General features: G+C 65.4%; 23 protein-coding genes and 1 pseudogene. 18 read left to right on the top strand and 6 right to left on the bottom strand.

Features of this window, described 5'->3' with window-relative positions:
- Positions 1 to 37: 37 nt before the first annotated feature.
- A complete protein-coding gene (locus tag AKN84_RS07200; protein WP_050420055.1) occupies positions 38 to 856 on the bottom strand; it encodes a putative hydro-lyase in 819 nt (272 codons plus the stop codon).
- 119 nt (positions 857 to 975) lie between these two features.
- Here AKN84_RS07200 and AKN84_RS07195 point away from each other — a divergent pair, with 119 nt between their 5' ends.
- From AKN84_RS07195 to AKN84_RS07185, 3 genes are read left to right on the top strand one after another with little or no spacing between them, the layout of a single operon-like run.
- Positions 976 to 1,908, top strand: coding sequence for a LysR family transcriptional regulator (locus AKN84_RS07195; RefSeq protein WP_050420054.1), 933 nt, complete (start codon positions 976 to 978; stop codon positions 1,906 to 1,908).
- A gap of 14 nt (positions 1,909 to 1,922) precedes the next feature.
- Positions 1,923 to 3,173: a Zn-dependent hydrolase gene (locus AKN84_RS07190; protein WP_050420053.1), complete on the top strand. Its 1,251-nt coding sequence runs from the start codon at positions 1,923 to 1,925 to the stop codon at positions 3,171 to 3,173.
- A gap of 31 nt (positions 3,174 to 3,204) precedes the next feature.
- The gene (locus AKN84_RS07185; RefSeq protein WP_050420185.1) at positions 3,205 to 4,116 is read left to right on the top strand and encodes an NAD(P)-dependent oxidoreductase; all 912 of its coding nucleotides are present in this window, start codon (positions 3,205 to 3,207) and stop codon (positions 4,114 to 4,116) included.
- Between the two features lie 272 nt (positions 4,117 to 4,388).
- Here AKN84_RS07185 and AKN84_RS07180 read toward each other — a convergent pair whose 3' ends face one another.
- Entirely contained in the window at positions 4,389 to 5,462 is a 1,074-nt protein-coding gene (locus AKN84_RS07180) for a tartrate dehydrogenase (protein ID WP_050420052.1), read from the bottom strand.
- Positions 5,463 to 5,630: 168 nt separating this feature from the next.
- Here AKN84_RS07180 and AKN84_RS07175 point away from each other — a divergent pair, with 168 nt between their 5' ends.
- Positions 5,631 to 6,407 carry an SDR family oxidoreductase gene (locus AKN84_RS07175; protein ID WP_050420051.1) on the top strand — a complete coding sequence of 259 codons (777 nt, stop codon included), beginning with the start codon at positions 5,631 to 5,633 and terminating at the stop codon, positions 6,405 to 6,407.
- A gap of 139 nt (positions 6,408 to 6,546) precedes the next feature.
- Here AKN84_RS07175 and AKN84_RS07170 read toward each other — a convergent pair whose 3' ends face one another.
- A complete protein-coding gene (locus AKN84_RS07170) occupies positions 6,547 to 7,398 on the bottom strand; it encodes an alpha/beta hydrolase (RefSeq protein WP_050420050.1) in 852 nt (283 codons plus the stop codon).
- A gap of 88 nt (positions 7,399 to 7,486) precedes the next feature.
- Here AKN84_RS07170 and AKN84_RS07165 point away from each other — a divergent pair, with 88 nt between their 5' ends.
- Complete coding sequence (locus AKN84_RS07165) at positions 7,487 to 8,908, top strand: amidase (RefSeq protein WP_050420049.1); 1,422 nt, start codon at positions 7,487 to 7,489, stop codon at positions 8,906 to 8,908.
- Positions 8,909 to 8,914: 6 nt separating this feature from the next.
- Here the strand turns inward: AKN84_RS07165 and AKN84_RS07160 are convergent, their stop codons facing one another.
- The 3 genes from AKN84_RS07160 to AKN84_RS07150 form a co-directional block, all read right to left on the bottom strand.
- Positions 8,915 to 9,550: a TetR/AcrR family transcriptional regulator gene (locus tag AKN84_RS07160; RefSeq protein ID WP_050420048.1), complete on the bottom strand. Its 636-nt coding sequence runs from the start codon at positions 9,548 to 9,550 to the stop codon at positions 8,915 to 8,917.
- Between the two features lie 128 nt (positions 9,551 to 9,678).
- A complete protein-coding gene (locus AKN84_RS07155; protein WP_050420047.1) occupies positions 9,679 to 10,704 on the bottom strand; it encodes a histone deacetylase family protein in 1,026 nt (341 codons plus the stop codon).
- Positions 10,705 to 10,752: 48 nt separating this feature from the next.
- Complete coding sequence (locus tag AKN84_RS07150) at positions 10,753 to 11,457, bottom strand: GntR family transcriptional regulator (RefSeq protein WP_050420046.1); 705 nt, start codon at positions 11,455 to 11,457, stop codon at positions 10,753 to 10,755.
- A 148-nt stretch (positions 11,458 to 11,605) separates the two neighbouring features.
- Between AKN84_RS07150 and AKN84_RS07145 the strand changes: the two genes are divergently transcribed.
- The 13 genes and pseudogenes from AKN84_RS07145 (at position 11,606) to AKN84_RS07085 (ending at position 25,833) form a co-directional block, all read left to right on the top strand.
- On the top strand, positions 11,606 to 12,379 hold the full coding sequence (locus AKN84_RS07145) for a class II aldolase/adducin family protein (RefSeq protein ID WP_050420045.1): 774 nt from the start codon (positions 11,606 to 11,608) through the stop codon (positions 12,377 to 12,379).
- A gap of 69 nt (positions 12,380 to 12,448) precedes the next feature.
- Positions 12,449 to 13,999 (top strand): ABC transporter substrate-binding protein, encoded by a 1,551-nt coding sequence (locus AKN84_RS07140; protein WP_050420044.1) that lies wholly within the window; start codon positions 12,449 to 12,451, stop codon positions 13,997 to 13,999.
- 71 nt (positions 14,000 to 14,070) lie between these two features.
- Positions 14,071 to 15,042, top strand: a complete 972-nt coding sequence (locus AKN84_RS07135) for an ABC transporter permease (RefSeq protein ID WP_050420043.1) — start codon at positions 14,071 to 14,073, stop codon at positions 15,040 to 15,042.
- Positions 15,039 to 15,878 (top strand): ABC transporter permease, encoded by an 840-nt coding sequence (locus AKN84_RS07130; protein ID WP_050420042.1) that lies wholly within the window; start codon positions 15,039 to 15,041, stop codon positions 15,876 to 15,878. The genes AKN84_RS07135 and AKN84_RS07130 overlap by 4 nt, the downstream gene beginning before the upstream one ends.
- 3 nt (positions 15,879 to 15,881) lie before the next feature.
- Positions 15,882 to 17,499 (top strand): annotated as a pseudogene (locus tag AKN84_RS07125) (ABC transporter ATP-binding protein).
- A 3-nt stretch (positions 17,500 to 17,502) separates the two neighbouring features.
- Positions 17,503 to 18,432 carry a 2-hydroxyacid dehydrogenase gene (locus AKN84_RS07120; protein ID WP_050420041.1) on the top strand — a complete coding sequence of 310 codons (930 nt, stop codon included), beginning with the start codon at positions 17,503 to 17,505 and terminating at the stop codon, positions 18,430 to 18,432.
- 22 nt (positions 18,433 to 18,454) lie between these two features.
- Positions 18,455 to 19,519 (top strand): phosphotransferase, encoded by a 1,065-nt coding sequence (locus AKN84_RS07115; RefSeq protein ID WP_050420040.1) that lies wholly within the window; start codon positions 18,455 to 18,457, stop codon positions 19,517 to 19,519.
- A 4-nt stretch (positions 19,520 to 19,523) separates the two neighbouring features.
- Positions 19,524 to 20,795: an aspartate aminotransferase family protein gene (locus AKN84_RS07110; RefSeq protein WP_050420039.1), complete on the top strand. Its 1,272-nt coding sequence runs from the start codon at positions 19,524 to 19,526 to the stop codon at positions 20,793 to 20,795.
- Positions 20,796 to 20,995: 200 nt separating this feature from the next.
- Positions 20,996 to 21,202 carry a ferredoxin gene (locus AKN84_RS07105; RefSeq protein ID WP_038387982.1) on the top strand — a complete coding sequence of 69 codons (207 nt, stop codon included), beginning with the start codon at positions 20,996 to 20,998 and terminating at the stop codon, positions 21,200 to 21,202.
- 73 nt (positions 21,203 to 21,275) lie between these two features.
- Positions 21,276 to 22,502: a cytochrome P450 gene (locus AKN84_RS07100; protein WP_050420038.1), complete on the top strand. Its 1,227-nt coding sequence runs from the start codon at positions 21,276 to 21,278 to the stop codon at positions 22,500 to 22,502.
- Between the two features lie 84 nt (positions 22,503 to 22,586).
- On the top strand, positions 22,587 to 23,909 hold the full coding sequence (locus AKN84_RS07095) for an MFS transporter (protein ID WP_050420037.1): 1,323 nt from the start codon (positions 22,587 to 22,589) through the stop codon (positions 23,907 to 23,909).
- A gap of 12 nt (positions 23,910 to 23,921) precedes the next feature.
- Entirely contained in the window at positions 23,922 to 24,584 is a 663-nt protein-coding gene (locus AKN84_RS07090; RefSeq protein ID WP_050420036.1) for a sulfite oxidase-like oxidoreductase, read from the top strand.
- A gap of 28 nt (positions 24,585 to 24,612) precedes the next feature.
- Complete coding sequence (locus AKN84_RS07085) at positions 24,613 to 25,833, top strand: bifunctional alpha/beta hydrolase/OsmC family protein (RefSeq protein WP_050420035.1); 1,221 nt, start codon at positions 24,613 to 24,615, stop codon at positions 25,831 to 25,833.
- Positions 25,834 to 25,973: the final 140 nt, after the last annotated feature.

Raw genomic sequence — 25,973 nt, 5'->3', positions numbered from 1 at the left:
CGCAGTAAAGCCTCAATGAATTGCACGAATTGCCTATTCAGAGCACAGCAAGCTGCTTGTTTCTGAGATCGGTCACCAGCATCAGCCCCGGTGCATGCGTGATCGCAAACGGCAGCTTCGCAGCTGCGATCACCGATTGCGGCGTCACGCCACAGGCCCAGAACACCGGGATCTCGTCATCGGCCACCGGCACCGCATCGCCATAATCGGGCTTGGCGATATCCTTGATCCCGATCGCATGCGGATGGCCGAGATGCACGGGTGCGCCGTGCACCGACGGAAAGCGCGAGGTGATCTGCACCGCGCGGATCGCATCCGCCGGCTTGAACGGGCGCATCGACACCACCATCGGTCCCGCGAACGGCCCGGACGGCTGGCAGGCGATGTTGGTCCGGTACATTGGCACACGCAGATTGCGCTCAATGTGACGGATCGGCAGCCCCTCTTCCAGCAGCGCCTCCTCGAACGAATATGAGCAGCCGAGCACGAAGGTGACGAGATCGTCGCGCCAGTATTTGGTGATGTCGGTCGGCTCGTCCGCCACCTCGCCGTCGCGCCAGACCCGGTAGCGCGGCACGTCGGTACGGATATTGAGGTCGGGGCCGAGCGCCGGGATCCGGAAATCGCCGACATCGGACATGCCGATGATCGGGCACGGCTTCGGATTGAGCTGGCAGAACCGGTGGAAGGCGCCGGCGAGCTTCTCCGGCAGGATCGCGAGATTGCCCTGGACGAAGCCGTTGGCGAGACCGGCGGTGGTGGCCGACGCCTCGCCGTCCCGACAGACACGCCGCGCTTCGACGCTCGCCAGCACTGGTTCCTCCTGAGATCGCTGCACTGCCGCAAAAACAGTCATGGGATTCTCCTGCCCATAATCTCGACAAGGACAAGCCAACACCAAGCGTGATATAATGTCTAATCGTCCTTTCTAATCAAAATCGATAAAGCAAATTTATCGACCGGGAAATTGCTTCCATGACGGACTTCCGCTCGATCGAAACATTTCTCTGGGTCGTCAAGCTCGGCAGCTTCCGCGGCGCCGCCGCGCGGCTCAACACCACCCAGCCGGCGATCTCCCAGCGCATTGCCCAGCTCGAGCGCGAGATGGGCGTCAAGCTGCTCAACCGCGACCACCGGGTGGCCTCGCCGACGCCGAGCGGGCGGCTGATGCTGATCTATGCCGAGAAACTGATCGGCCTGCGTTCGGAGATGATGGCCGAGGTCGGCGACCGTTCGGCGATGCGCGGCGCGCTGCGGCTCGGTGTCGCGGAGACCATCGTGCACACCTGGCTGCCGCGGCTGGTCAAGAGCGTCAACGAGATCTACCCGAACCTGTCGCTGGAGATCGAGGTCGACATCACACCGAATTTGACGCCGCGGCTGCTGGCGCAGGAGATCGAGCTCGCCTTCGTGCTCGGACCGGTCTCGGCATCCGGCGCGCACAACCATGTGCTGTGCGATTATCCGATCGGCTTCCTGGCAAGCCCGTCGCTCGGCCTCGGCTCTGGCCCGGTGGCGCGGCAGGATCTGGCGCGGTTTCCGATCATCACCTTTCCGCGCAAGACCCAGCCTTACGAGACCGTGCGCGCATTGTTCAATGCACCCGATCTGCCGCCGATCCGGCTGCACGCCTCCACCTCGCTCGCGACCGTGATCCACATGGCCAATGAAGGGCTTGGCATTGCCGTCATTCCATCGGCGATCGTCGAGAACGAGCTTGCCGACGGGCGCTTGCAACTGCTCGACACCGACCTCAAGCTGCCGCCCCTCACCTTCACCGCGAGCTGGCTCGCCTCCCCCGATGCGGTCGCCATCGAGCGCGTCGCCAATCTCGCCAGGCAGATCGCGCAGACCAGCGTGGCGGTTGACGGCGCGAGAGTGGCGCGTCATGAAAAAACGGTCGCGTAAAGGGAAGAGCCGCAATGAGCCGAGCCGCCACCAACCTGCAGATCGATTCCGCCCGCCTCTGGGGCACCATCCACGAAACCGCGCAGTTCGGTGCAACGCCAAAGGGCGGCGTGCGGCGGCTGACCCTCAGCGCCGAGGACAAGCAGGTGCGCGACTGGTTCCGCAAGGCCTGCGAGGACGCCGGCCTGGACGTGCATGTCGATGCGCTCGGCTCGATGTTCGGCCTGCGCAAGGGCCGGGACATGTCGAAGCCGCCGATCGGTGTCGGCTCGCATCTCGACACCCAGCCGACCGGCGGCAAATATGACGGCATCCTCGGCACGCTCGCCGGCCTCGAACTGGTGCGCACGCTGAACGACGCAGGGATCGAGACCGAGCTGCCGATCTGCATCTGCAACTGGACCAATGAAGAAGGCTCGCGCTTTGCGCCGGCGATGATGGCCTCGGCCGCCTATGTCGGCGATTTCACCACCGACGACATCCTGTCGCGCAAGGACGCCGAGGGCGTCACCGTGGCGCAGGCGCTGGACTCGATCGGCTATCGCGGCGATGCCCCGGTCGGCCGCCAGAAATTCTCAGGCTTCGTCGAATTGCATATCGAGCAGGGCCCGATCCTGGAGGCCGAGGGCAAGACCATCGGCGTGGTCGATTCCGGCCAGGGCGTGCTGTGGTACGACGGCAAGATCGTGGGCTTCGAGAGCCATGCCGGCTCGACCCCGATGCCGCTGCGCCGCGATGCGCTGGCGACGCTGTCGGAGATCGTGCTGGCGATGGAAAGCATTGCGAAAAAACACGGGCCGAAGGCGGTCGGCACCATCGGCGAGGCGGTGATCGCAAGCCCATCGCGCAACGTCATCCCCGGCGAGATCGCGTTCACGGTGGATTGCCGCAGCGCCGATGCCGCGATCATGGATGCGCTGGATCGCGACCTGCGTGCCGCCATCGTCGAGATCGCAGCAAGGCGCAAGGTCGAGGTTCAGCTCGATCTGGTCTGGCGCAAGGCACCGACGCATTTCGATCCGAAGCTGGTCGACGCGGTCGAGAACGCGGCCAATCAGCTCGGCTATTCGCATCGCCGCATCACCTCCGGCGCCGGTCACGACGCCTGCAACCTCAACACGGTGATCCCAGCCGCGATGGTGTTCGTGCCCTGCAAGGACGGCATCAGCCACAACGAGCTGGAAGATGCCACGCAGACCGATTGCGCCGCCGGCGCCAACGTCCTGATGCATACGGTGCTGGCGCTCGCCGGCGTCGCATCCTGATCTTCATATCTCCCCTTCGATGGAGGCTTTCGTGCGCGCAGTGTTTGTCGACGCCAATGAATCGCTCGCTGTCATCACGGAGCGCCTGGAGAAACCCGGCGATCCCGCGATGCGGATCAACCGCAACCCGGACATCAAGTCCGAGGACTATCCGGCGGTGCTCGACGGTGCCGAGATCGCGGTGGTCGATCACACCGCGTTGCCGACCGAAATTGCGAAGAAATGCGCCGGCCTGAAGCATGTCGTGTTCCTCGGCACCGGCGCGCGCAGCTACATGAACCCGGAGGAGCTCGCCGAGCTCGGCATCGCCGTGCATTTGATCAAGGGCTATGGCGACACCGCGGTCGCGGAGTCCGCGATCGCGCTGATGTGGTCGTCGGCGCGGGTGATCGCGCAGATGGACCGCGAGATGCGCGCCGGCAACTGGCTGCGCGAGGACGGCATGCAGCTCACCGGCAAGACGCTTGGCCTGGTCGGCTTCGGCGGCATCGCCGCCGAGGTCGCCCGCATCGCGCTCGGCAGCGGCATGAAGGTGATCGCCTGGAACCGGTCGCCCAAGAGCAATCCGGGCGTCGAATTCGTCGAGCTCGACACGGTGCTGGCGAACAGCGACGTGGTCTCGCTCCATCTGCTGCTGAACGACGAGACCCGCGGGATGATCACCAGCGACAAGATCGCGAAGATGAAAAAGGGCGTGGTGCTGATCAACACCGCCCGCGGCGCCATCGTCGACGAGCAGGCGATGATCGATGCGCTCAACTCCGGCCACATCCGTCACGCCGGCCTCGATGTCTACAACATCGAGCCGCTGCCGAAGGATCATCCGCTGACGAAAATCCCGAACGTGACGCTGTCGGCACATTCCGCGTTCCGCACGCCCGAGGCGAGCGAGAACCTGATCCATGCGGCGTGGGAGCATTGCCGACGGATCGTGAAACAGTAGTTTTCGACGTCGTCCTGGACAAGCGAGCGTAGCGAGCGCGATCCAGGACCCATTACCACCGCTTCCCGTTGTGGCGATGGCTGGGGCCACAGCAAGCCCTAACAACAGGACCCTGTGGTTGATGGGTCCCTGCTTTCGCAGGGACGACAGCAGAGGATTGGACGACGAGCCCCCTCTCCGACAAGAAGAGAGGATCAGACCCAGCAAGGCAACAAGCACTCGGGGTAATGGGTCCTGGCTTTCGCCAGGACGACCCCGATAGGCGGCGTGACCTAGTCCACCATCTCCGCCACCGCTTTGCCGCAGGCCGTGGTGTCGGCATTGCCGCCAAGATCCCGCGTGCGCAGCGTGCGTTCGCCAAGCGTGCGTTCGATCGCGCCGACGATGGCATCCGCGGCCTGCTTCTCGCCGAGATGCTCGAGCATCATCGCGCCCGACCAGATCATGCCGATCGGATTGGCGATGCCCTGCCCCGCGATGTCGGGCGCCGAGCCGTGCACCGGCTCGAACACCGAGGGGAAATCGCCTTCCGGATTGATGTTGCCCGACGGCGCGATGCCGATGGTGCCGGTGCAGGCTGGGCCGAGGTCGGAGAGGATGTCGCCGAACAGGTTGGAGCCGACCACAACGTCGAACCAGTCCGGATGCAGCACGAAGTTCGCGGTCAGGATGTCGATGTGGTACTTGTCCCACTTCACGCCGGGATACTTCTTGGCCATCGCCTCTACCCGCTCGTCCCAATAGGGCATGGTGATGGAGATGCCGTTCGACTTGGTCGCCGAGGTCAGGTGCTTCTTCGGCCGCGACTGCGCCAGGTCGAACGCGAATTTCAGGATGCGGTCGACGCCGATGCGGGTCATCACGGTCTGCTGCGTGACGAATTCGCGGTCGGTGTCCGGGAACATGCGGCCGCCGACCGAGGAGTATTCACCCTCGGTGTTCTCGCGCACCACCCAGAAATCGATGTCGCCGGGCTTGCGGTTCGCCAGCGGCGACGGCACGCCGGGCATCAGCCGCACCGGGCGCAGATTGACATACTGATCGAACTCGCGGCGGAACTTGATCAGCGAGCCCCACAGCGAAACGTGGTCCGGGATCTTGGCCGGCCAGCCGACCGCGCCGAAATAGATCGCGTCATGCTTGCCGATCTTGTCCTTCCAGTCGGCCGGCATCATCTCGCCGTGCTTCTCGTAATAATCATAGGAGGCGAAGTCGAAATGGTCGAACTTGACGTCGACGCCGTGCTTCTTCGCCGCCGCCTCGATGACGCGCAGGCCCTCCGGCATCACTTCCTTGCCGATGCCGTCGCCGGGAATGACCGCAATCCGATATTGCTTCTTGCTCATCGAGAACACCCTTGTGATTTGCCCGGCCGGCAATGCCGCCTATCCTGATCGCCCTGCAATGGACCAAACTTCGCGCGAGCGCAACGCTGCAGTGCAGTGTTGACCGCCGCGCCACCCTGCCCCACCAAATTCGCCGACATTCGTTCCTTCCAACCAGCGAGACATCCCATGGATCTACATCTGCGCGGCAAGCGTGTCCTGATCACCGGCGCCTCCAAGGGCATTGGCGCGGCCGCCGCCGAAGCCTTTGCCGAGGAAGGCGCAAATCTGCTGCTCGCGGCCCGCAACGGCGACCAGCTCAAGGCGCTCGCCGAACGGCTGCGTTCCGCGCACCAGATCGATGCCGCGATCAGCGTGGTGGATTTGCGCAAATCCGAGGACCTCGCGCGGCTGGCCAAGGAGGCCGCCGATATCGACATCCTGGTCAACAATGCGGGCGATATCCCGGGCGGCTCGATCGACAAGATCGACGAGGCGACCTGGCGGCATGCCTGGGAGCTCAAGGTGTTCGGCTACATCAATCTGACGCGCGCGATCTATGCCCAGATGAAGGCGCGCGGCGGCGGCGTGATCGTCAACGACATCGGCGCGGCCGGCGAGAAGTTCGACGCCAACTACATCTGCGGCAGCGCCGGCAATGCGGCGCTGATGTCGTTCACCCGCGCGCTCGGGGGAAAAAGCCTCGCCGACAACATCCGCGTCGTCGGCATCAACCCGGGCCCTGTCGGTACCGACCGCCACGTCACGCTGCTCAAGACCCGCGCCAAGAACCAGTTCGGCGACGAGAACCGCTACAAGGAATTCCAGAAAGGCCTGCCGCTCGGCCGCCCCGCGCATGCGCGCGAGATCGGCGACCTGATGGCGTTCCTGGCGTCTGATCGTGCGGGGTACACGTCGGGCGTGATCTACACGGTGGATGGCGGGCTGACGTCGGGGTGGGGTTAACGTCACCACTTGCTGCGACGTCATCCTGAGGAGCCGCGAAGCGGCGTCTCGAAGGATGGGCCACGGGCTGCGTCATCCTTCGAGGCTCGCAAGCGCTCGCACCTCCAGCGACAATGCTACGCATTGCGCGGGGATGACGTTAACTTCCCGTCCGCTCGAACAACTGCCGGATCAGCGTCGTGATCCGGCCCTGCGGCGCCAGCATCTCGTGCATGATCGAGAAATGATCGGCGCCGGCGATCTCCTCATAGGTCACCGGCAAGCCGTAGCGGGCGCGATGGCCGGCGAAATCGGCGGTCTGCTTGCGCAGCAGCGGCAGTTCGGCACTGCCGACCACCAGCGACAGCGGTTTTGCCGTGCCGCCCTCTTGCATCATCGGTGAACTACGCCGTGAGGCGGCTTCGTCGAGCCTCAGCTTCTCGTTGAGGTAGGAATGCCTGATCGGCTCGAGGTCATAGATGCCCGAGATCGCCATGCCGGCCCGGACATGGGCGTTCGACAGCGCCATCGAAGTCAGATGGCCGCCGGCCGACCAGCCGGACACGACGATGCCATGAGTAGCGGCACCGAGTGAGGGCAACTTCGCGGCAAGAAAATCGATGCCCGCGTGAATCTCGGCGACGATCTCATCGAGCGTCACATTGGGCGCCAGCGTGTAGCCGATCAGCGCCACATTGATGCCATGCGCCATCGGCCCTTCGGCAAAGGTCGTGAACACCTCCTTGGCGCGGGTCTGCCAATAGCCGCCGTGAATGAACAACAGCGTCGGCGCGCCGTCGCGCGCTTTCAGGAAATCGATCCGGTTGCGCTCACGCGGGCCATAGCGGAGGTCGAGATGGCCGGCGTGCTTCTGCCGCAGCGCCGCGGAGCTATGCTCCCAGCCGGCGGCGATCTCGGCACTGCCCTTGACGGCCACGCCGTTGTTCAAGCCGAGGTCGCGCTCCTGCTGGCTCATCGCGCGCCAGTCCAGCGCGGAAAACAGTGCTGCCATCCCTGCCCCTTCGGTTCTCGTCGCATTGCCACGGCGGCAGGAAATGTTCTACAGCACAAGCAAACAGAACACATAGGAGCAACGGCGCATGGCTGATCAGGGCTTGGTGAAGGAAACGGCGTGTGCCGTCGTCGACAAACTGAAAGCCGGTGAGGTCACGCCGCTCGATCTGCTCGATGTGCTGGAACAGCGCATCGCCGAGGTCGACGGCAAGGTCAACGCGTTGCCGACGCTGTGCTTCGATCGCGCCCGCAGCCACGCCAAGGCGCTGATGCAGAAACCGGCGAGCGAGCGCGGCCTGCTCGCGGGCCTTCCCGTTCCGATCAAGGACCTCACCGCCGTCTCCGGCGTGCTGACCACGCTGGGCTCGCCGATCTTCAAGGACAACGTCCCGACGAAATCCGACATCCTGGTCGAGCGCCTCGAACAGAACGGCGGCGTGATCTACGCCAAATCGAACACCCCGGAGTTCGGCGCCGGCGCCAACACCTTCAACGAGGTGTTCGGCCCGACCCGCAATCCCTGGGACACGTCGCGCTCGGCTGCCGGCTCGTCCGGCGGCGCCGCGGCGGCACTCGCCAGCGGCACCGCGTGGCTCGCCCATGGCTCCGATATGGGCGGCAGCTTGCGCAACCCGGCGAGCTTCTGCGGCATCGTCGGCCTCCGGCCGTCGATCGGCCGCGTCGCGCAGACGCCGAAGTTCGGCGTCGACCGTACGCTCGGCCAGCAGGGGCCGATGGCGCGCAATGTCGAGGACCTCGCGCTGCTGCTGGATGCGATGAGCGGCGAGCACGCCGCCGATCCGCTCTCGCTGCCCTCGCTGCCGACATCGTTCCTGTCGGCAGCACGCTCCAACCAGAAGCCGAAGCGCATCGCCTATTCGCCGGATTTCGGCATCACGCCCGTCGATCCCGAGGTCAAGGCCGTGACCCGTAAGGCGGCGGAGCGTTTTGCGGAAGCCGGCGCGATTGTCGAGGAGGCATCTCCCGATTTCAGCGAAGCCCATGAGTGCTTCCACGTGCTGCGCGCATTCGATTTCGCGATCACCAAGGCCGAATTGCTGCGCACCAAGCGCGACCTGCTGAAACCCGAGGTGATCTGGAACATCGAGGAAGGGCTGAAGCTCACGGTCGAGAAGCTCGAGCGCGCCGAGGCGCAGCGTGTCGCGATAACGCAGCGCGCGCTCGAATTCTTCGACAAATATGACCTGCTGCTCGCGCCCGCGACCATCGTGCCGCCGTTCCCGGTCGAGCACCGCTATGTCGCCGAATGCGACGGCAAGAAGTTCGACAACTACGTCGAATGGCTCGGCATCGTCTACGCGATCACGCTGGCCTGCTGCCCGGCGCTGTCGCTGCCCTGCGGCTTCACCGCGTCGGGCCTGCCGGTCGGCCTGCAGATGGTGGCAAGGCCCCGCGCCGAGGCGCAGCTTCTGGCCGGCGCGAAAGTGCTGGAGGACATTCTCGGCGTGCGCGGCACCACCCCGATCGATCCGCGGCCGCCGCGATAAGGCGGCCTACGCCTTATCTTCTTCCGTCGCCTGCAGCGCGACTGACAGTGCGAGCTTGGTCTGCTCGACGATCTCGTCCATCAGCTCCTCACGGCTGATCTGGGCGACCTCGCCGGTGAGCAGGCCCTGCTCGGCGAGCATCACGATTCCGTGCAGCCCGGCCCAGATCTTCAGCGCCTGCCGCTCACGCAGCAGCCCGACGGCCGGAGCCTCGAACGACTCGATCAAAAGCGCCAGCGTTTCCATCGCTGCAACGTGCAGCTCGCTGCCAACCGGCGCGCAGGCCATCGTGCGGGATGCGAACATCAGCCGGTAGATGCCGTGGCGCTCGAGCCCGAAGGCCAGCGCAGCCTGGGCAAAGCGCGACAGTTTCGAGCCCTTGCCGGGCAGCTCGATCGCCTCGCGCATGATCACGTTGAACTGCCGGAATGCTTCCGCGGTCACCGCCTCCAGCAGCGCCTCGCGGTCGGCGAAATGCCGGTACGGCGCCGGCTGCGAGACGCCGAGCTGCTTGGCGAGCGCCTTGATGCTGATCGCCTCGGGACCGCCGAGCTCGACCTCGCGCAACGCGGCCTGAATCAGCGCTTCGCGAAGGTCGCCATGGTGGTAGGTCTTGAATGGCTTACGAACGATTTGTCCCATTGCAGCAACGATTGTCGACCCATCAGACCGTAGCTGAGAACAGGATATCAGAGAAGTCAAACACTTACGTTATCCCTTCCCAACCGGTTCGCGAAGCCGGCCGGCGATTGGCCGGTTCCTGCAAGCCGCTAGCGCGCAGCCTCGAAGCCGCCGAGCACCGCCGTCAGATTGGCCCCGAGGATGTCGGAGAGATAGCCACCCTCCTGCACAAGCACCGTCGGCAGGCCGAACCGGGCCAGCCCCTCGCCGATCCGGCGGAAGCCGTCGGTGGTGACGGCGAGGCCCGCCAGCGGGTCCTTCTCGGAGGCATCGAGGCCGAGCGCGACCACGAGCGCGGTCGGCGCGAAAGAACGGATCGCCCGCTCCGCCGCCGCCAGCGCCTTCATGTAATCGTCGTCGCCGGTGCCCTTGGCGAGCGGAATGTTGAGATTGGCGCCGAGGCCGAGTCCAGCGCCGCGCTCGTGTGCGTAGCCCCAGACGAACGGATAAAAGAACGACGGATCGGCGTGGATCGAGACCGTGAAGACATCGCCCCGCTCGTAGAAGATGCCCTGCGTGCCGTTGCCGTGATGCACGTCGACATCGAGGATCGCGACGCGCTCATGCTTCTGGCGCAGATGCTCGGCCGCGATCGCGCTGTTGTTGAGGAAGCAGAAACCGCCGGCCATGTCGCGATAGGCATGGTGGCCGGGCGGACGGCACAGCGCATAAACCGCGTCCTCGCCGTCCAGCACCATCTGCGCGGCGGTGACCGCGACGTCGCTCGAGGCGCAGGCGCCGGCCCAGGTGCCCTTGCCGATTGGTGCTGCGGTATCCGCCGTGTGCCAGCCGAGCTTGCCGACGATATGGGTCGGATAGGTGGCGGCGTTGCGCACCGGGTGGATGTTCGCGATCATCTCCGGCCCGGCATCGCCGAGCGCGGTCCACGCATCCCAGGCCTCGGCGAGAAAGCTCAGATATTCCGGACTGTGCACGCGCGCGCGCGGTCCCTGCCCGAATTTGGTCGGCTCGATCAGGGTGTGCTTGCCGGCCTTGAGGCCTACCAGCAGGCGATCGGCGCGCTCGGGCTGCTCGGTGGTGCGCTGGACCACGCCGCGGACCAGGAAGAACTGCGGATCATGGCTGCGGTGCAGATCACTGTAGACGGCCTTCACGGGACACTCCTGTTGGATGAATCAGAAAGATCGCAACATCACGCGCTGCTATTTCGCCGCCGCCGGCCACGGCGGAATTTCGCGCACCAGCCGTCCGACTTCGCGCCAGGCATGACCGATGTGATAGTCGACATGCGCGACGATGCGTTCGGGGTGACCGGCCTCGATCGCGGCGAGCACCGGTTCGTGCGTGCGCGCGATCTCATGCGGATCGTCATAGAGGCGGCCGATCAGGCCGATCACCATGCGCAGCTCGGAGGCGAGATCGTCGAACAGCCGCAGCATCCGCCGGTTGCCGGCGATCTCGCAGATCAGGCGATGGAAGCGGTAGTCCTCCTCGACCTGCCGCGCCGGATCGTCGAGATCGGCGGTCTCGTGCAGCACCTCGATCTGCCGGCGCAACTTGTCGCGCGTCTCCGGCGTCAGGTTGCGCGCGGCGAGCACTGCGGCATGACGCTCGACGCACAGACGCAGGTCGTAGATCTCGTCGATATCATCGGCGGCGAACTGCCGGACGAAGAAGCCGCGGCGCGGATTGGCTACCAGCAAGCCCTGCTGCTCGAGCAGCCGCGCCGCCTCGCGCACCGGCGCCCGGCTCACCCCCAGCTCGCGCGCGATGCCGGCTTCGACCACCTTTGATCCCGGCGGCAGCCGCCCCTGAACGATGGCCTCGGTCAGGCGACGGGCGACCTGGCCGACGAGGTCGATCTCATTGAGGGCCGGCAAGCCGACCGGAGGGGAAATCGTGCGCATCAAATGGGTCCGTTTCGACCCTTGTACATTATTTAATCGTCGATTGTCGACAGTTTGATCTTGATCAATTCTTAGATTGTCGACAGTTTAGTGGCGCGGGCATTGCAACGCAACAAAAACGGCCCGCGGACAGGGACTAGCAGCAACGATGACGACGCATGTGCGGCCCGACGCCGTGAAGGACCAGAACCAGCAATTTCGCATCGACCTCGCGGCGGCCTACCGGCTGATCCACCGGCTCGGGCTCGATGACAGCATCTACACCCATATCTCGGTGCGGCTGCCCGGCAGTCATGACCGCTTCCTGATCAATCCCTACGGCATGCGCTTCGAGGAGGTGACGGCGTCCAACCTCGTCACCGTCGATCTCGACGGCATCGTGATCGACGATCCGCTCGGGCTCGGCATCAATCCGGCCGGCTTCACCATCCACAGCGCGGTGCATGCGGCGCGGCCGGACGTCGCCTGCGTGCTGCACACCCACACGGTGGCCGGCGTCGCAGTGTCCTGCCAGAAGCAGGGACTGCTGCCGCTCAATCAATGGTCGATGCAGTTCACCGGCTGCCTCGCCTATCACGACTACGAAGGCATCGCGCTCGATCTCGACGAACGCGAACGCCTGGTCGCCGACCTCGGCGACAAGTTCGTGATGGTGCTGCGCAATCACGGCATGCTGACCTGCGGCCGCTCGGTCTCGGAAGCCTTCAAGCTGATGCACAATCTGGAGCGCTCCTGCCGCGCGCAGCTTGCGATCCAGTCCGCCGGCGCCGAGATCGCGCCGCTGTCGGACGCGGTCGCGCACAAGACCGCCGGGCAATACGCAACCTTCTACGACAGCATCGAGAGCAACGGCGTGCCCGATACCGAATGGGCGGCCTTCAAGCGCATGCTCGCGCGCACCGACCCGGATTTCGTGAACTAGAGCGTTTTCAAGCGAAGTGCACACCGGTTCGGAGCTGCGGCCGGGCAAATCGAACAAGAGAGCCTGAACATGTTGAAGCGAGTTCTGTTGAGTCTTTTGGTGGCGAGTGCCCTGAGCACGGCGGCATTTGCCGAGGAGCCGAAATCCGGCGGCGTGATCAACGCGGTGATCCAGCCGGAGCCGCCGGGCCTGATGGTCGGCCTGGTGCAGAACGGCCCGACCCAGATGGTGGCCGGGAACATCTATGAAGGCCTGCTGCGCTACTCGCCCAAGCTCGAGCCGCTGCCAGGCCTCGCCGAAAGCTGGAGCGTCAGCGAAGACGGCAAGATCTACACTTTCAAGCTGCGCAAGGGCGTCACCTGGCACGACGACAAGCCGTTCACCTCGGCCGACGTCGCGTTCTCGATCGAATTCCTCAAGCAGACCCATCCGCGCGCCCGCGGCAACCTTGCCCAACTCGACAAGGTCGAGACACCTGACGACTATACCGTGGTGTTCACGCTGAAGCAGCCGTTCGGCCCGTTCCTCGGCATCTTCGAGGTCGGCTCGCTGCCGATGATCCCCAAGCACATCTACGAAGGCACCGACTACAAGACCAATCCGGCGAACAACACCCCTGTCGGTACCGGCCCCTTCATGTTCAAGGAATGGCAGAAGGGCTCGTTCATCCGCCTGGTCAAGAATCCGAACTACTACATCAAGGGCCTGCCGCATCTCGACGAGATCTACTGGCACGTGATCCCCGACGCCGCCGCGCGCGCGGTGGCGTTCGAAACCGGCAAGGTCGACGTGCTGCCGGGCGGCTCGGTCGAGAATTTCGATGTGCCGCGTCTCACCAAGCTGAAGAATGTCTGCGTCACCGGCGCCGGCTGGGAATTCTTCAGCCCGCACTCCTGGCTGTGGCTCAACAACCGGCAGGGCCCGACCGCGAACAAGAAATTCCGCCAGGCGCTGATGTATGCGATCGACCGCAACTTCGCCAAGGACGTGATCTGGAACGGCCTCGCCAAGGTCGCGACCGGCCCATCGGCCTCCACGATCAAATACTACACCGACAAGGTGACCACCTACGACTACGATCCGGCCAAGGCCAAGGCGCTGCTGAAGGAGGCCGGCTACAAGGGCGAGAAGGTCCGCCTGCTGCCGCTGCCCTATGGCGAAACCTGGCAGCGCTGGGCTGAAGCGGTGAAGCAGAATCTGCAGGATGTGGGCATCAATGTCGAGATGATCGCAACCGACGTTCCCGGCTGGAACCAGAAGGTTTCCGATTGGGACTACGACATCGCCTTCACCTATCTCTATCAGTATGGCGATCCTGCGCTCGGCGTCGGCCGCAACTACATCTCGAGCCAGATCTCCAAGGGCTCGCCGTTCAACAACGTCGAAGGCTATTCGAACGCCGAGATCGATCAGCTGTTCGCCGACGGCGCCACCGCCTTCCCCGACTCCAAGCGCGAGGACATCTATCTCAAGGCGCAGAAGATCCTGACCGACGACGTTCCGGTGGCCTGGCAGCTCGAGCTCCAGTTCCCGACCATCACCCGTTGCAACGTCAAGAACCTCGTCACCACCGCGATCGGCGTCAACGACGGCTTCCGCGACGCCTGGCTCGACAAGTAACGACGCTTCCCGCCGCGGCGCCGTCCAGCGCCGCGGTTTCTGCCGTTTCCTCGAACGCAACGACGTCACCCATGCTCTCTTTCATTGCCCAGCGACTTGCCAAGGCCGTCGTCGTGCTGCTCGCGATCGTGGTCTTCAACTTCATGCTGATCCGCATGGCGCCGGGCGACCCGGCGATGGTGATGGCCGGTGAGGCCGGCGCCAGCGACCAGATCTTCGTCACCCAATTGCGCGAGAAATTCGGGCTCGACCAGCCGCTGCCGGTCCAGCTCTATCGCTACGTCAAGGGCATCGTGACGCTCGATCTCGGTTTCTCGTTCCGCCAGCAGATGCCGGTCGCCAAGCTGATCGCCGACCGGCTGCCGGCGACGCTGCTGCTGACTGTCACGGCCTTCGTGATTTCGCTGCTGCTCGGCGTCCTGTTCGGCACACTCGCCGCGCGCTTTGCCGGCACCTGGGCCGATACTGCGATCACGATACTGGCGCTGATCTTCTACGCCACGCCATTGTTCTGGGTGGCGTTGATGGCGATCCTGCTGTTTTCAGTCGCGATGGATTGGCTGCCGAGCTTCGGCTACGAGACGGTCGGCGCCAACTACACCGGCTTCGCCCATGTGCTCGACGTCGGCGCCCATTTGATCCTGCCGGCGACGACGATGGGCCTGTTCTTCATGGCCACCTATGCCCGCATGACCCGCGCCTCGATGCTGGAAGTGAAGCGGCATGACTTCGTCAAGACCGCGCGCGCCAAGGGCCTGCGCGACGCCGTGATCCAGCGCCGACATGTGCTGCGCAACGCGCTGCTGCCGGTGGTGACGCTGGCGGGCTTGCAGGCCGGCACGCTGGTCGGCGGCGCTGTGCTCACCGAGACCGTATTCGCCTGGCCCGGCATCGGCCGGCTGATGTACGAGGCGCTGTTGCAGCGTGACTACAACCTGCTGCTCGGCGTCTTCGTGGTGTGCTCGGCGATGGTGCTGGCCTTCAACCTGATCACCGACCTGATCTACCGCGCGGTCGATCCCCGCATCGAGTTCGCCTCATGAGCAAGTTCTGGCGCACCATGCTGCGCAACCCCGGCGGCGTCATCGGGCTTACGATCCTGCTGCTTGCGATCGCGATCGCGATTTTCGGACCCCTGCTGTTTCCGACCTCGCCCTGGCGCATGGTGCAGCGGCCGTTCCTGCCGCCGTTCACGGTGCCCGGCCTGCCGCTCGGCACCGATGCGCTCGGCCGCGACGTGCTCGCCGGCATCATCTATGGCGCCCGCGTCTCGCTGCTGGTCGGCCTCGTTTCAACCATGGCCGCCCTCGCGGTCGGAATTCCCGTCGGCGCCCTCGCCGGCTATTTCGGCGGCAAGGTCGGCGACGCCCTGATGCGCTTCACCGAATTCTTCCAGACCGTGCCGAGCTTCGCGCTCGCCATCGTGCTGGTCGCGATCCTGCAGCCCTCGATCGTCTCGATCGTGCTGGCGATCGCGATCGTGAGCTGGCCGCCGGTCGCTCGCCTGGTGCGCGGCGAGGTGCTGTCGCTGCGGACGCGCGAATACGTCCAGGCCGCGATCGTCACCGGACAGAGCCACAGCTGGATCATCTGGCGGGAGATTTTGCCCAACGCGCTGTCCCCGGTCATCGTGCTGGCCTCGCTGATGGTCGCGACCGCGATCCTCCTGGAATCGTCGCTCTCCTTTCTTGGCCTCGGCGACCCCAATCTGATGTCCTGGGGCTACATGGTCGGCGCCGGCCGCACCGTGATCCGCCAGGCCTGGTGGATCACCGTGTTCCCCGGCATCGCGATCCTGCTCTCGGTGTTGGCGCTGAACCTGATCGGCGAAGGGCTCAACGACGCGTTCAATCCGCGCCTCAACAAGGAAGGGCGTTGACGCATGTCGGCCGCACCCGTCGTCTCGATCAAGAACTTGAAGCTCGCGCTGCCGCCGGGCTCCGACCGCCCTTACGCGTCGACGCGTCTCCTTCGATCTCGTGCCCGGCAAGATCCTCTGCGTGGTCGGCGAGTCCGGCTCCGGCAAGTCGATGTGCGCGCATGCGCTGATGGGGCTGTTGCCGGACACCATCATCCGCGAGGCCGGCGAGATTGCGTATGACGGCCGGAACCTGCTCACCCTCGACGACACCGGCTGGCTTGCGCTTCGCGGTCGCCATATCGCGATGGTCTTCCAGGAGCCAATGACCGCGCTCAATCCCTTGATGCGGGTCGGCGACCAGATCGCCGAAATGTTCGAGGCGCACAATCTGTTGACGCCCCGGCAACGCAAGCAGAAGGCATTGCAGCTGCTGCGCGAGGTCGGCCTGCCCGAGCCCGAGCGTTCGGCGCGCGCCTACCCGCATCAGCTGTCCGGCGGCCAACGCCAGCGCGCCATGATCGCGATGGCGTTGGCGCTGGAGCCGACCGTGCTGGTGGCCGACGAGCCGACCACCGCGCTCGACGTCACCACACAGGCGCAGATCCTCGAGCTGATCCGCGACTTGCAGCGCCGCCGCAACATGGCAGTCATGTTCATCACCCACGATTTCGGCGTCGTCTCCGACATCGCCGACCGCGTCGTCGTGCTCCAGCACGGCAAGGTGGTCGAACAGGGCGCGGCCGACGATGTGTTGCGGCGACCGCAACACGCCTACACGCGGGCGCTGCTCGCGGCGGTGCCCTCGATGCAGCCGCCGCCGCGCGCGCCGCTTGCGGATCGCGCCAAGGCGGTCGAGGTGATCGGTCTCGACAAGACCTATGTCAGCGGCGGCGGCTGGTTCCAGCCGGAGCGGCGGGTACGCGCCGCGAACGAGGTCAATTTCGACATCCTGCAGGGCGAGACCGTCGGCCTGGTCGGCGAATCCGGCTCCGGCAAGTCATCCGTCGCCCGCCTGGTGATGCGCCTGATCGAGCCGGACCAGGGCACGGTCCGCCTCGGCGACACCGATTTCACCCGCGTCGCCGGCCGCGCGCTGCGCAAGGAGCGCAGCCGTATCCAGATGATCTTCCAGGATCCGTTCGCCTCGCTCAACCCGCGCCGCAAGGTCGGCAACATCATCGCTGACGGGCCGATCGCCCACGGCACCGATCCCGCTGTCGCACGTCAGCGTGCCGCTGAGCTGCTCGGTCTGGTCGGCCTCAATGCCAGCGCGATGGAACGCTATCCGCACGAATTCTCAGGTGGCCAGCGCCAGCGCATCGGCATCGCCCGCGCGCTTGCGCTCGAGCCGGAAATCATTGTCGCCGACGAAGCCGTCTCGGCACTCGATGTCTCCGTGCAGGCGCAGGTGCTGAACCTGCTGGAAGACCTCAAGACGCGGCTTGGCCTGTCGATGCTGTTCATCACCCACGATCTGCGGGTGGCGGCGCAAATCTGCGACCGGATCGCGGTGATGCAGCGCGGCGCGATCGTCGAGCTGAAGCCGACCGCCGCGCTGTTCTCGGCGCCCGAACATCCCTACACAAGCGAGCTGCTCGCCGCGGTGCCCGGGCAGATTTCCTCATCGCGTGCGGCCTGAACCATGCGTTGTGCCCTGATCAGCAGCAGCCTCGATCTGCATGACTATTTCGGTGCGGAGCTCGCGCGCATTGCGCCGCACATCGAGGTGGTCGATCATGCCGGCGATGCCGCGGATGTGCGTCTCGCTTTGGCCTGGCATCCGCCCGACGACGCGTTCGAACGCTATCCCGATTTGCAGGCGGTATGCTCGATCGCCGCCGGCGTCGACAACATCATGGCCTGCCCGAGCCTGCCGCCCGGCGTCGACGTGGTGCGCGTCGTCGATCCCGGACAGGGGCAGATGATGTCGGGCTTCATCGCCTGGCATGCGATCGGGCATCAGCGCGGCTTTGCCGCCTTCAGCGCCCAGCAGCGCGACCGGATCTGGCAACGCCGCGCGCAGCGGCGCACGCAGGATGTGCCCGTCGGCATCCTCGGCAATGGCGAGATCGGCCGGCGCGTTGCCGTCGACCTCGCCCATCTCGGCTTTCCCGTGCGGTCCTGGAGCCGGACCGCCAAGGCCATTTCGTCGGCGAGCCGGAGTTTTCACGGGCCCGCCGGTCTTGCCGCGATGCTCGGCGAGACCGAGGTGCTGGTCAATCTGCTGCCGCTGACACCCGAGACGCGCAACATCCTCAATGCCGATCTGTTCGGCCGGATGCGCCGCGGCGGCTACCTGATCCAGGTTGGCCGCGGCGAGCATCTGGTGGAAGCCGATCTGCTCGCAGCACTCGACAAAGGTCAGCTGGCCGGAGCGGCACTCGACGTGTTCGCCACCGAACCGTTGCCTGAGGCACATCCGTTCTGGCATCATCCGCGGATCGCCATCACGCCGCATGATGCGAGCGACGTCAGCATCAGCGCCGTTGCGACGACGCTTGCCATGACGGCGGACGCGATCCGCGCCGGACGGCGTCCCCCGCATGCGATCGACCGCACACGCGGCTATTGATTGCGATACGGAGCAGCGTCAGATGCAGATCCCCCGTTCGTCCGCCGATGCCGCGCACCCGCTCGACGGGCTGCGCGCCGCCGGGCCGATCGCGGAGGCGCGAGCGCAGGCGCTCGTCATGGAGCATTACGGCCTGTCGGCCGACATCCGCCGGCTCGACAGCGAGCGCGACCAGAATTTCCGGCTGCGCGCGCCAAATGGATGCGAATACGTCCTCAAGATCGCCAATCCCGACGAAGATCGGGCCGTCACCAATCTGCAGACCGAGGCGCTGCGGCACGTCGCGGTCCGTGATCCGCTGCTGCCGATTCCGCGCATTATTCCGACGCGCGATGGCGCGGCTGAGCTCGATATCGGCTTCGACGACGGCTCGATGAGGGTGGTGCGGCTGCTGACGTTCCTCGCGGGAACGCCGATGCATCAGGCGCCGCCGTCGGCGGCGTTGCGCGGTGACGTCGGCCGCTGCGCGGCACGGCTCGCCGTTGCGCTGCGCGACTTCGTTCATCCCGGCGCAAACCACAAATTGCTCTGGGACATCCAGCATGCCGCCGAACTGCGGCCACTGCTCGACGCGGTGCCTCCCGCCCAGCGCGTACTGGTCGAACGCGTCCTCGATCATTTCGTGGCCGACGCCGTGCCCGTATTGGTGCAGCTTCCAAAGCAACCCCTGCACAACGATCTCAATCCGCACAACATCGTCGTCGACGCGGACTCACAAACCCGCGTCTGCGGCATCATCGATTTCGGCGACATGACCGCGACGGCCCGCATCAACGACCTGGCGATCGCCGCGGCCTATCAGGCGACCGACAGCGACGAGCCGCTGGCGCCGGCGCTCGATCTGATTGCGGCGTATCATGCGGTCTCGCCGCTGGAGCCGCGCGAACGCGCCATCCTGTTCGACCTGATCGCGACCCGCATGGTGATGACGATCGTGATCAGTAACATCAGGGCCGCTCGCTATCCGGAGAACAGCGGGTATATTCTGCGCAACAACAAGCAGGCGTCGGCCCGGCTCGCCCGGATCGCGACACTGACGCGAACACAGGCCACGCAGCAGATCGAGCGTGCCTGCCAGGGAGAGTGACACGATGCCGGCCGAAACCTCGACCCAGCAGCTGATCGCGCGCCGCAACCGCCTGCTCGGTCCCGCCTACCGGCTGTTCTACGAGCAACCGGTGCATGTGGTCCGCGGCGAAGGCATCTGGCTGTACGATGCCGCAGGCAAGCGTTATCTCGACGCCTACAACAACGTCGCCTGCGTTGGCCACTGCCATCCGCGGGTCATCGAGGCGATCGCGCGGCAGGCTGCCGTGCTCAACACCCACACCCGCTATCTGCACGAGACGATCCTCGACTACGCCGAGCGGCTGCTCGCGACCTTCCCGGCCGAGATCGGCCAGGTGATGTTCACCTGCACCGGCAGCGAGGCCAACGATCTGGCGCTCCGCGTCGCTCGCACCTGCACCAGCGGCACCGGCGTCATCGTTACCCGGACCGCCTATCACGGCGTGACGGGCGCGCTGGCCGAACTGTCGCCGTCGCTCGGCCTGCCCGAGCCGACCGCGCCCCATGTCCGTCTGGTGCCGGCGCCGCAGTCCGCCGGCGATGAGACCGGGGAGATTTTTGCCAACCACGTCCGCACAGCGTTCGCGGATATGGCACGCAACGGCATTCGCCCAGCCGCGCTGCTGGTCGATACGATCTTCTCCAGCGACGGCGTATTCGCCGACCCGCCGGGCTTCCTGCGGCCGGCGGTGGAGGCCGCGCACGCGGCCGGCGCGCTGTTCATCGCCGACGAGGTGCAGCCCGGCTTCGGCCGCTGCGGCCAAGGCCTATGGGGCTTTGCCCGCCACGGCATCGTTCCCGACATGGTCACGATGGGCAAGCCGATGGGCAACGGCCATCCGATCGCCGCGATGGCCGCGCGCCCGGACCTGCTCCGGGAATTCGGCGCCCGCTCGCGCTACTTCAACACCTTTGGCGGCAACCCCGTGTCGGCCGCCGCCGGCATGGCCGTGCTCGACGTGATCGAGCGGGAAGGCCTGGTCGAGAACGCCGGGCGCACCGGTGCGCTTCTGCGCCAGCGGCTCGATGCATTGCGCGCGCGCCATGAACTGGTGGCGGAGGTCCGCGGTGCCGGCCTGTTCATCGGCGTCGAATTGCGCCATGGCGGCGCTCCTGCCGGCCAGCAGGCGGCGCGGATCGTGAATGCGCTGCGCGAGACAGGCGTGCTGATCAGCGCGGCAGGGCCAGGCGGCAATGTCCTGAAGATCCGGCCGCCGCTGGTATTTGGTGCTGAGCATGTCGACCTGCTGGTCGACGCCCTCGACCAGGCCCTGCTGGAAAATTCGCCGGGCTGACGGTCCGCTCGATCCCGATCACCGGCGCCCGGCTGGCTGAATTTTCGCTTGACGTCCGTGCCCGACGATAATGTAATAGGCTATAACTTGGTGATCCGGCTTTGAGGCCGGCCGCCCAAGCAAGCTAGAACTTGCATAAGATGAAAATTGAGGAACCCGGCGCGCCCCGCAGCGCGCCTGAGCCGAGGGAGAGTGCTTGCATGTCCAAGCTCAAGATCCGCGTCGACCAGGACAAATGCCAGGGTCACGCCCGCTGCAAATCGCTCGCCCCCGAACTGTTCGAGCTCGACGAATACGGCAACGCCCATGAGGTCGGCGACGGGACCGTCCCGGCCGGGCTCGAGGACAAGGCCTGGCTCGCGCAGACCAACTGCCCGGAAATCGCGATCGAAGTCACCGAGGAATAGCGGCCGGCAGGGATGGCCGCGCGCCTCCCGCTCCGCCAACCAGCGTCTGATCGAACGAGAAGGAAACGAGCTGATGTCCGATTCCCCGTCCGCAAGCTACCTGCCCGAACATCCCCCGGTGACCGACTGGGTCCATGATTTCGACCACACCGATCCGGTCTGGACCGACGATCCGTTCCCGATCTGGGAGACGCTGCGTGCGGCCTCGCCGGTCGTGCATACCGAGCGTTTCCTCGGCTGCTACATGCCGACCACCTATCAGGCGGTGAAGGAGATCGCCTACGACACCGAGCATTTCTCCTCGCGCCGCGTCATCGTGCGCGACGTCCGCCCCGAGATCTCCGCCCGCGCACCGCCGATCACCTCCGACCCGCCGGAACACAAGCCCGCCAAGCAGGTGCTGCTGCCGCCGTTCACGCCGGACGCGATGAAGCGGCTGGAGCCGCGGGTGCGCGCGATCTGCAACGAGTTGATCGACGAGTTCATCGCCGATGGCCATTGCGATGCCGCGGCGCGCTACACCAAGCACATCCCGGTGCGCGCCATCGCGCATATGCTGGGCATTCCGGAGAAGGACGGCGACCTCTTCATCAAATGGATCCACCAGATCCTCGAGCTCGGCATCAAGAATGAAGAAGAGCTGATGAACGGCGTGCGCGAGATGACCGGCTATTTCATGGCCCATCTCGAACAGCGCAAGCTTGAGCCGGGCGATGATCTGATCTCGCAACTGCTGCGGGCCAAGGGCCCCGGCGGCCAGCCGCTGACCGACGAGCACGTGCTCGGTTCGCTGCGGCTGCTCCTGATCGCCGGCATCGACACCACCTGGAGCGCGATCGGCTCCTCGCTCTGGCATCTCGCCAGGACACCGGCCGATCGCGAGCGCCTGACTGCGGAGCCGGCGCTGATCCCGACCGCGATCGAGGAATTCCTCCGCGCCTACTCGCCGGTGACGATGGCGCGCGAGGTGATGAAGGAGACCACGATCTCCGGCTGTCCGGTGAAGGCCGGCAACATGGTATTGTTGTCCTTCCCCGCGGCCAACCGCGACCCGGCCATGTTCCCCGATGCGGACAAGGTGGTGATCGACCGCAAGGAGAACCGCCACGCCGCCTTCGGCCTCGGCATCCACCGCTGCGTCGGTTCCAATTTGGCGCGGATGGAGATGCAGGTGGCGATCGAGGAATGGCTGAAGCGGATTCCGGACTTCCGCCTCGACCCGGCCGGCAAGGTCACCTGGTCGGAAGGCACGGTGCGCGGCCCGCGTCAACTGCCCGTCCTGTTCGGCAAGAACGCCTGAAGAACAGGACAGCAGTTACATCGCACCACGCAAATGAGTTAGGTTGCCCCGGAATCGAGCCAGAGAATCCGGGGAGGCCTGCCAATGTCCGAACAAACCGCTCAACCCGCGAGCGATCATCTCGACATCCATGACGTCGAGCGGCGGGTGAAGGCGATCTTCATCGGCTCGGTCGGCAATCTCGTCGAGTGGTACGATTTCTACGCCTACACCGCATTCGCGCTGTATTTCGCGCCGGCGTTCTTCCCGCACAGCGATCCGGTGGTGCAGCAGCTCAATGCCGCGGTGCTGTTCGCCGCGACCTTCCTGATGCGCCCGCTCGGCGGCTGGCTGTTCGGCTTCATCGCCGACCGCTATGGCCGTCGGCTGTCATTGACGCTTTCGGTGGTCTGCATGTGCTTCGGCTCGCTGATCATCGCGGTGACGCCGACCTATGCCACGATCGGCTTTGCGGCCCCGGCGATCCTGGCGCTCGCCCGCGTCATCGAGGGCCTCAGCCTCGGCGGCGAATACGGCGCAAGCGCCACCTATCTCAGCGAGGTCGCCGATCCCAAGCATCGCGGCTTCTATTCCAGCTTCCAGTACGTCACGCTGATCGGCGGCCAGCTCACCGCGATCATCGTGCTGCTGTTGCTGCAGAAGGTGTTCCTGACCCCGGACGAGCTGAAGGCCTGGGGCTGGCGGATTCCGTTCGTGATCGGCGCGATGCTCGCGATCTTCGCAGCGGTGATGCGGCGCGGCCTGCACGAGACCGAGGCGTTCGAGGAGGCGAAGAAGGTCTCCAAGCCGACCGGCTCGATCGTCGGCCTCCTGAACTATCCGCGCGAATTGCTGCTGGTGGTCGGCCTCACCGCCGGCGGCACCGCGGCGTTCTACACCTTCACCACTTACATGCAGACCTTCGTGAAACTGTCGGTCGGCCTCACCGAAGACCAGACCACCTTCGTGATCTTCGGCTCGCTGATCTTCGCGACCTTCCTGCAGCCGATCTATGGCGCGCTGTCCGACCGCATCGGTCGCAAGCCGCTGCTGATCTTCTTCGGCATCGCCGGCACGCTGGCGACGGTCCCGATCCTGACCACGCTGAAGGAGACCAAGTCGCCCTTCACCGCCTTCCTCCTGATCTGCGGCGCCTGGATCTTCGTCGCCGGCTACACCTCGATCAATGCGATCGTGAAGGCCGAGCTGTTCCCGACCAATGTCCGCGCGCTCGGCGTCGGCCTGCCCTACGCCATCACGGTGTCGATCTTCGGCGGCACCGCACCCGCGGTTGCGCTCTATTTCAAGAGCATCGGGCACGAGGACTGGTTCTACTATTATCTCAGCGGCATGATCTTCCTGTCGCTGTTGATCTACTCGACCATGCGCGACACCAAGCACGACTCCGCGATGCATCGCCACGAGTGATGGACCGACGCCATGTCTGACGATAACGAACCGCCTGACAGCAAGCTGACGCGTAGCAAGCAGCGCTGGGCGCGCGAGGGCAAATTCCTCACCGGCAAGGTCACAAGGCCGGAGGAGCAGCGCCTGCCGCCGGGCCAGCATCTGACGGCGGACTGGCCGGTGCTCGATCTCGGGATGCTGCCGAACGTCACGCGGGAGCGCTGGCGGCTCGACGTCTACGGCGCGGTCGAGCAGACGCTCTACTGGGACTGGCCGCAATTCATGGCACAGCCGCAGACCCAATTCGTCTCCGACATTCACTGCGTCACGACCTGGTCGCGCTACGACAATCAATGGGAGGGGCTCGCGACAAGCGACCTGCTCGCCGCCTGCCAGCCGCGTGAGGATGCGCGCTTCGTCGTGCTGCATTCGTATGACGGCTATACGACGAACCTGCCGCTCGAGGACTTTGCCGCCGAGGACGCGCTGCTCGCCCATAGCTGGTCGGGCACGCCGCTCGAGCAGGAGCACGGCGGCCCGGTGCGGCTGGTGGTGCCGCATTTGTATTTCTGGAAGAGCGCAAAATGGCTGCAGCGCATCGAATTCCTCACCGACGATGCGCCGGGCTTCTGGGAGGTGCGCGGCTATCACAATCGCGGTGATCCCTGGGCCGAACAGCGCTATTCTGGCGACTGATGAACCAACGCAATGATGGAGCCCGCCTGTGCCGCATGAACGTTTTCAATTCACCGGTGTAGGCGGCCATCAGCTTGCTGCCGCCCTTGATACGCCCGACGGTCCGATCAAGGCCTACGCGCTGTTCGCGCATTGCTTCACCTGCGGCAAGGACGTGCTGGCGGCAAAGCGCATCGCCGCCGCGCTCGCGGCCAAGGGCATCGCCACGCTGCGCTTCGACTTCACCGGCCTCGGCTCTAGCGAAGGCGACTTCGCCAACTCGACCTTCTCCTCGAACGTCGCCGATCTGGTGCGCGCCGCGGACCATCTGCGCGAGACACGCAAGGCGCCGGCAATCCTGATCGGCCATAGCCTCGGCGGTGCCGCGATCCTCGCGGCAGCGGGCCGGATCCCCGAGGCGAAGGCGGTCGTTACCATCGCCGCGCCGTCCGATCCCGTCCATGTCACGCATCTCTTCAAGGACCGGATCGAGGACATCCGCGCGCAGGGCGAAGGCGAGGTATCGCTCGCCGGCCGCCCGTTCCGCATCAAGCGCGAATTCCTCGACGACGTCGCCGAGCAGAATTTGATGGCGCAGGTGAAGCAGCTGCACAAGGCGCTGCTGATCATGCACTCGCCGACCGACGACACCGTCGGCATCGACAACGCCACCAACATCTTCATCGCGGCCAAGCACCCCAAGAGCTTCGTCTCGCTTGCGGGCGCCGATCATCTCCTGAGCGGCAAGCAGGATGCCGCCTATGTCGCCGATGTGATCGGCGCCTGGGCCGAGCGCTACGTCGATCTCACGCCGCAGCCGGCTGCCGACACCGGCAGCGCGTCGCGCAACGTCGTGGTGCAGGAGACCCGCAACGGCAAGTTCCAGCAGATCGTCACCACCGGTCCGCACCGGCTGATCGCCGACGAACCGGTCGCCGTCGGCGGCAACGACACCGGCCCCGGACCGTACGATTTCCTGCTCACCGGCCTCGGCGCCTGCACCTCGATGACGATGCGGATGTATGCCGACCGCAAGTCGCTGCCGGTCGATCGCATCACCGTGACGCTTCAGCACAACAAGATCTATGCGAAGGATTGCGAGGAGTGCGAGACGCGCGAGGGCATGCTGGACCAGATCGACCGCGTCATCAGGATCGAGGGCAACCTCGATGCCGACCAGCGCAAGCGGCTGATGGAGATCGCCGACAAATGCCCGGTGCACAAGACGCTGACATCCGAGGTGCGGATCGTCACCAAGGCGGCGGAGTAGCTATTGGCGTAGAGGAACTTGGTCGACTCGTACCGGCATCGGAGCTGCGTTCCTCTCCCGCTTGCGGCCCTCCGCAGGCGGGCGCCGCCAAAATATCGAAAACAACCTCATGCAAAGGAGTCGGCGGCTGCCGGCGTTCG

This window comes from Bradyrhizobium tropiciagri (genome assembly GCF_001189845.1).
Taxonomy (GTDB): Bacteria; Pseudomonadota; Alphaproteobacteria; order Rhizobiales; family Xanthobacteraceae; genus Bradyrhizobium; species Bradyrhizobium tropiciagri.
The sequence above is the reverse complement of the archived record's forward strand: the minus strand, read 5'-3'. Positions and strand labels throughout refer to the sequence as shown.

Excerpts from the sequence above, each read along its gene's own strand:
- AKN84_RS07175 (WP_050420051.1), top strand. The coding sequence starts at position 5,631 with ATGGATCTACATCTGCGCGGCAAGCGTGTCCTGATCACCGGCGCCTCC.
- AKN84_RS07090 (WP_050420036.1), top strand. The coding sequence starts at position 23,922 with ATGTCTGACGATAACGAACCGCCTGACAGCAAGCTGACGCGTAGCAAG.
- AKN84_RS07165 (WP_050420049.1), top strand. The coding sequence starts at position 7,487 with ATGGCTGATCAGGGCTTGGTGAAGGAAACGGCGTGTGCCGTCGTCGAC.
- AKN84_RS07145 (WP_050420045.1), top strand. The coding sequence starts at position 11,606 with ATGACGACGCATGTGCGGCCCGACGCCGTGAAGGACCAGAACCAGCAA.
- AKN84_RS07100 (WP_050420038.1), top strand. The coding sequence starts at position 21,276 with ATGTCCGATTCCCCGTCCGCAAGCTACCTGCCCGAACATCCCCCGGTG.
- AKN84_RS07180 (WP_050420052.1), bottom strand. The coding sequence starts at position 5,462 with ATGAGCAAGAAGCAATATCGGATTGCGGTCATTCCCGGCGACGGCATC.
- AKN84_RS07195 (WP_050420054.1), top strand. The coding sequence starts at position 976 with ATGACGGACTTCCGCTCGATCGAAACATTTCTCTGGGTCGTCAAGCTC.
- AKN84_RS07105 (WP_038387982.1), top strand. The coding sequence starts at position 20,996 with ATGTCCAAGCTCAAGATCCGCGTCGACCAGGACAAATGCCAGGGTCAC.
- AKN84_RS07150 (WP_050420046.1), bottom strand. The coding sequence starts at position 11,457 with ATGCGCACGATTTCCCCTCCGGTCGGCTTGCCGGCCCTCAATGAGATC.
- AKN84_RS07115 (WP_050420040.1), top strand. The coding sequence starts at position 18,455 with ATGCAGATCCCCCGTTCGTCCGCCGATGCCGCGCACCCGCTCGACGGG.
- AKN84_RS07140 (WP_050420044.1), top strand. The coding sequence starts at position 12,449 with ATGTTGAAGCGAGTTCTGTTGAGTCTTTTGGTGGCGAGTGCCCTGAGC.
- AKN84_RS07160 (WP_050420048.1), bottom strand. The coding sequence starts at position 9,550 with ATGGGACAAATCGTTCGTAAGCCATTCAAGACCTACCACCATGGCGAC.
- AKN84_RS07130 (WP_050420042.1), top strand. The coding sequence starts at position 15,039 with ATGAGCAAGTTCTGGCGCACCATGCTGCGCAACCCCGGCGGCGTCATC.
- AKN84_RS07135 (WP_050420043.1), top strand. The coding sequence starts at position 14,071 with ATGCTCTCTTTCATTGCCCAGCGACTTGCCAAGGCCGTCGTCGTGCTG.
- AKN84_RS07200 (WP_050420055.1), bottom strand. The coding sequence starts at position 856 with ATGACTGTTTTTGCGGCAGTGCAGCGATCTCAGGAGGAACCAGTGCTG.
- AKN84_RS07110 (WP_050420039.1), top strand. The coding sequence starts at position 19,524 with ATGCCGGCCGAAACCTCGACCCAGCAGCTGATCGCGCGCCGCAACCGC.
- AKN84_RS07120 (WP_050420041.1), top strand. The coding sequence starts at position 17,503 with ATGCGTTGTGCCCTGATCAGCAGCAGCCTCGATCTGCATGACTATTTC.
- AKN84_RS07095 (WP_050420037.1), top strand. The coding sequence starts at position 22,587 with ATGTCCGAACAAACCGCTCAACCCGCGAGCGATCATCTCGACATCCAT.
- AKN84_RS07170 (WP_050420050.1), bottom strand. The coding sequence starts at position 7,398 with ATGGCAGCACTGTTTTCCGCGCTGGACTGGCGCGCGATGAGCCAGCAG.
- AKN84_RS07190 (WP_050420053.1), top strand. The coding sequence starts at position 1,923 with ATGAGCCGAGCCGCCACCAACCTGCAGATCGATTCCGCCCGCCTCTGG.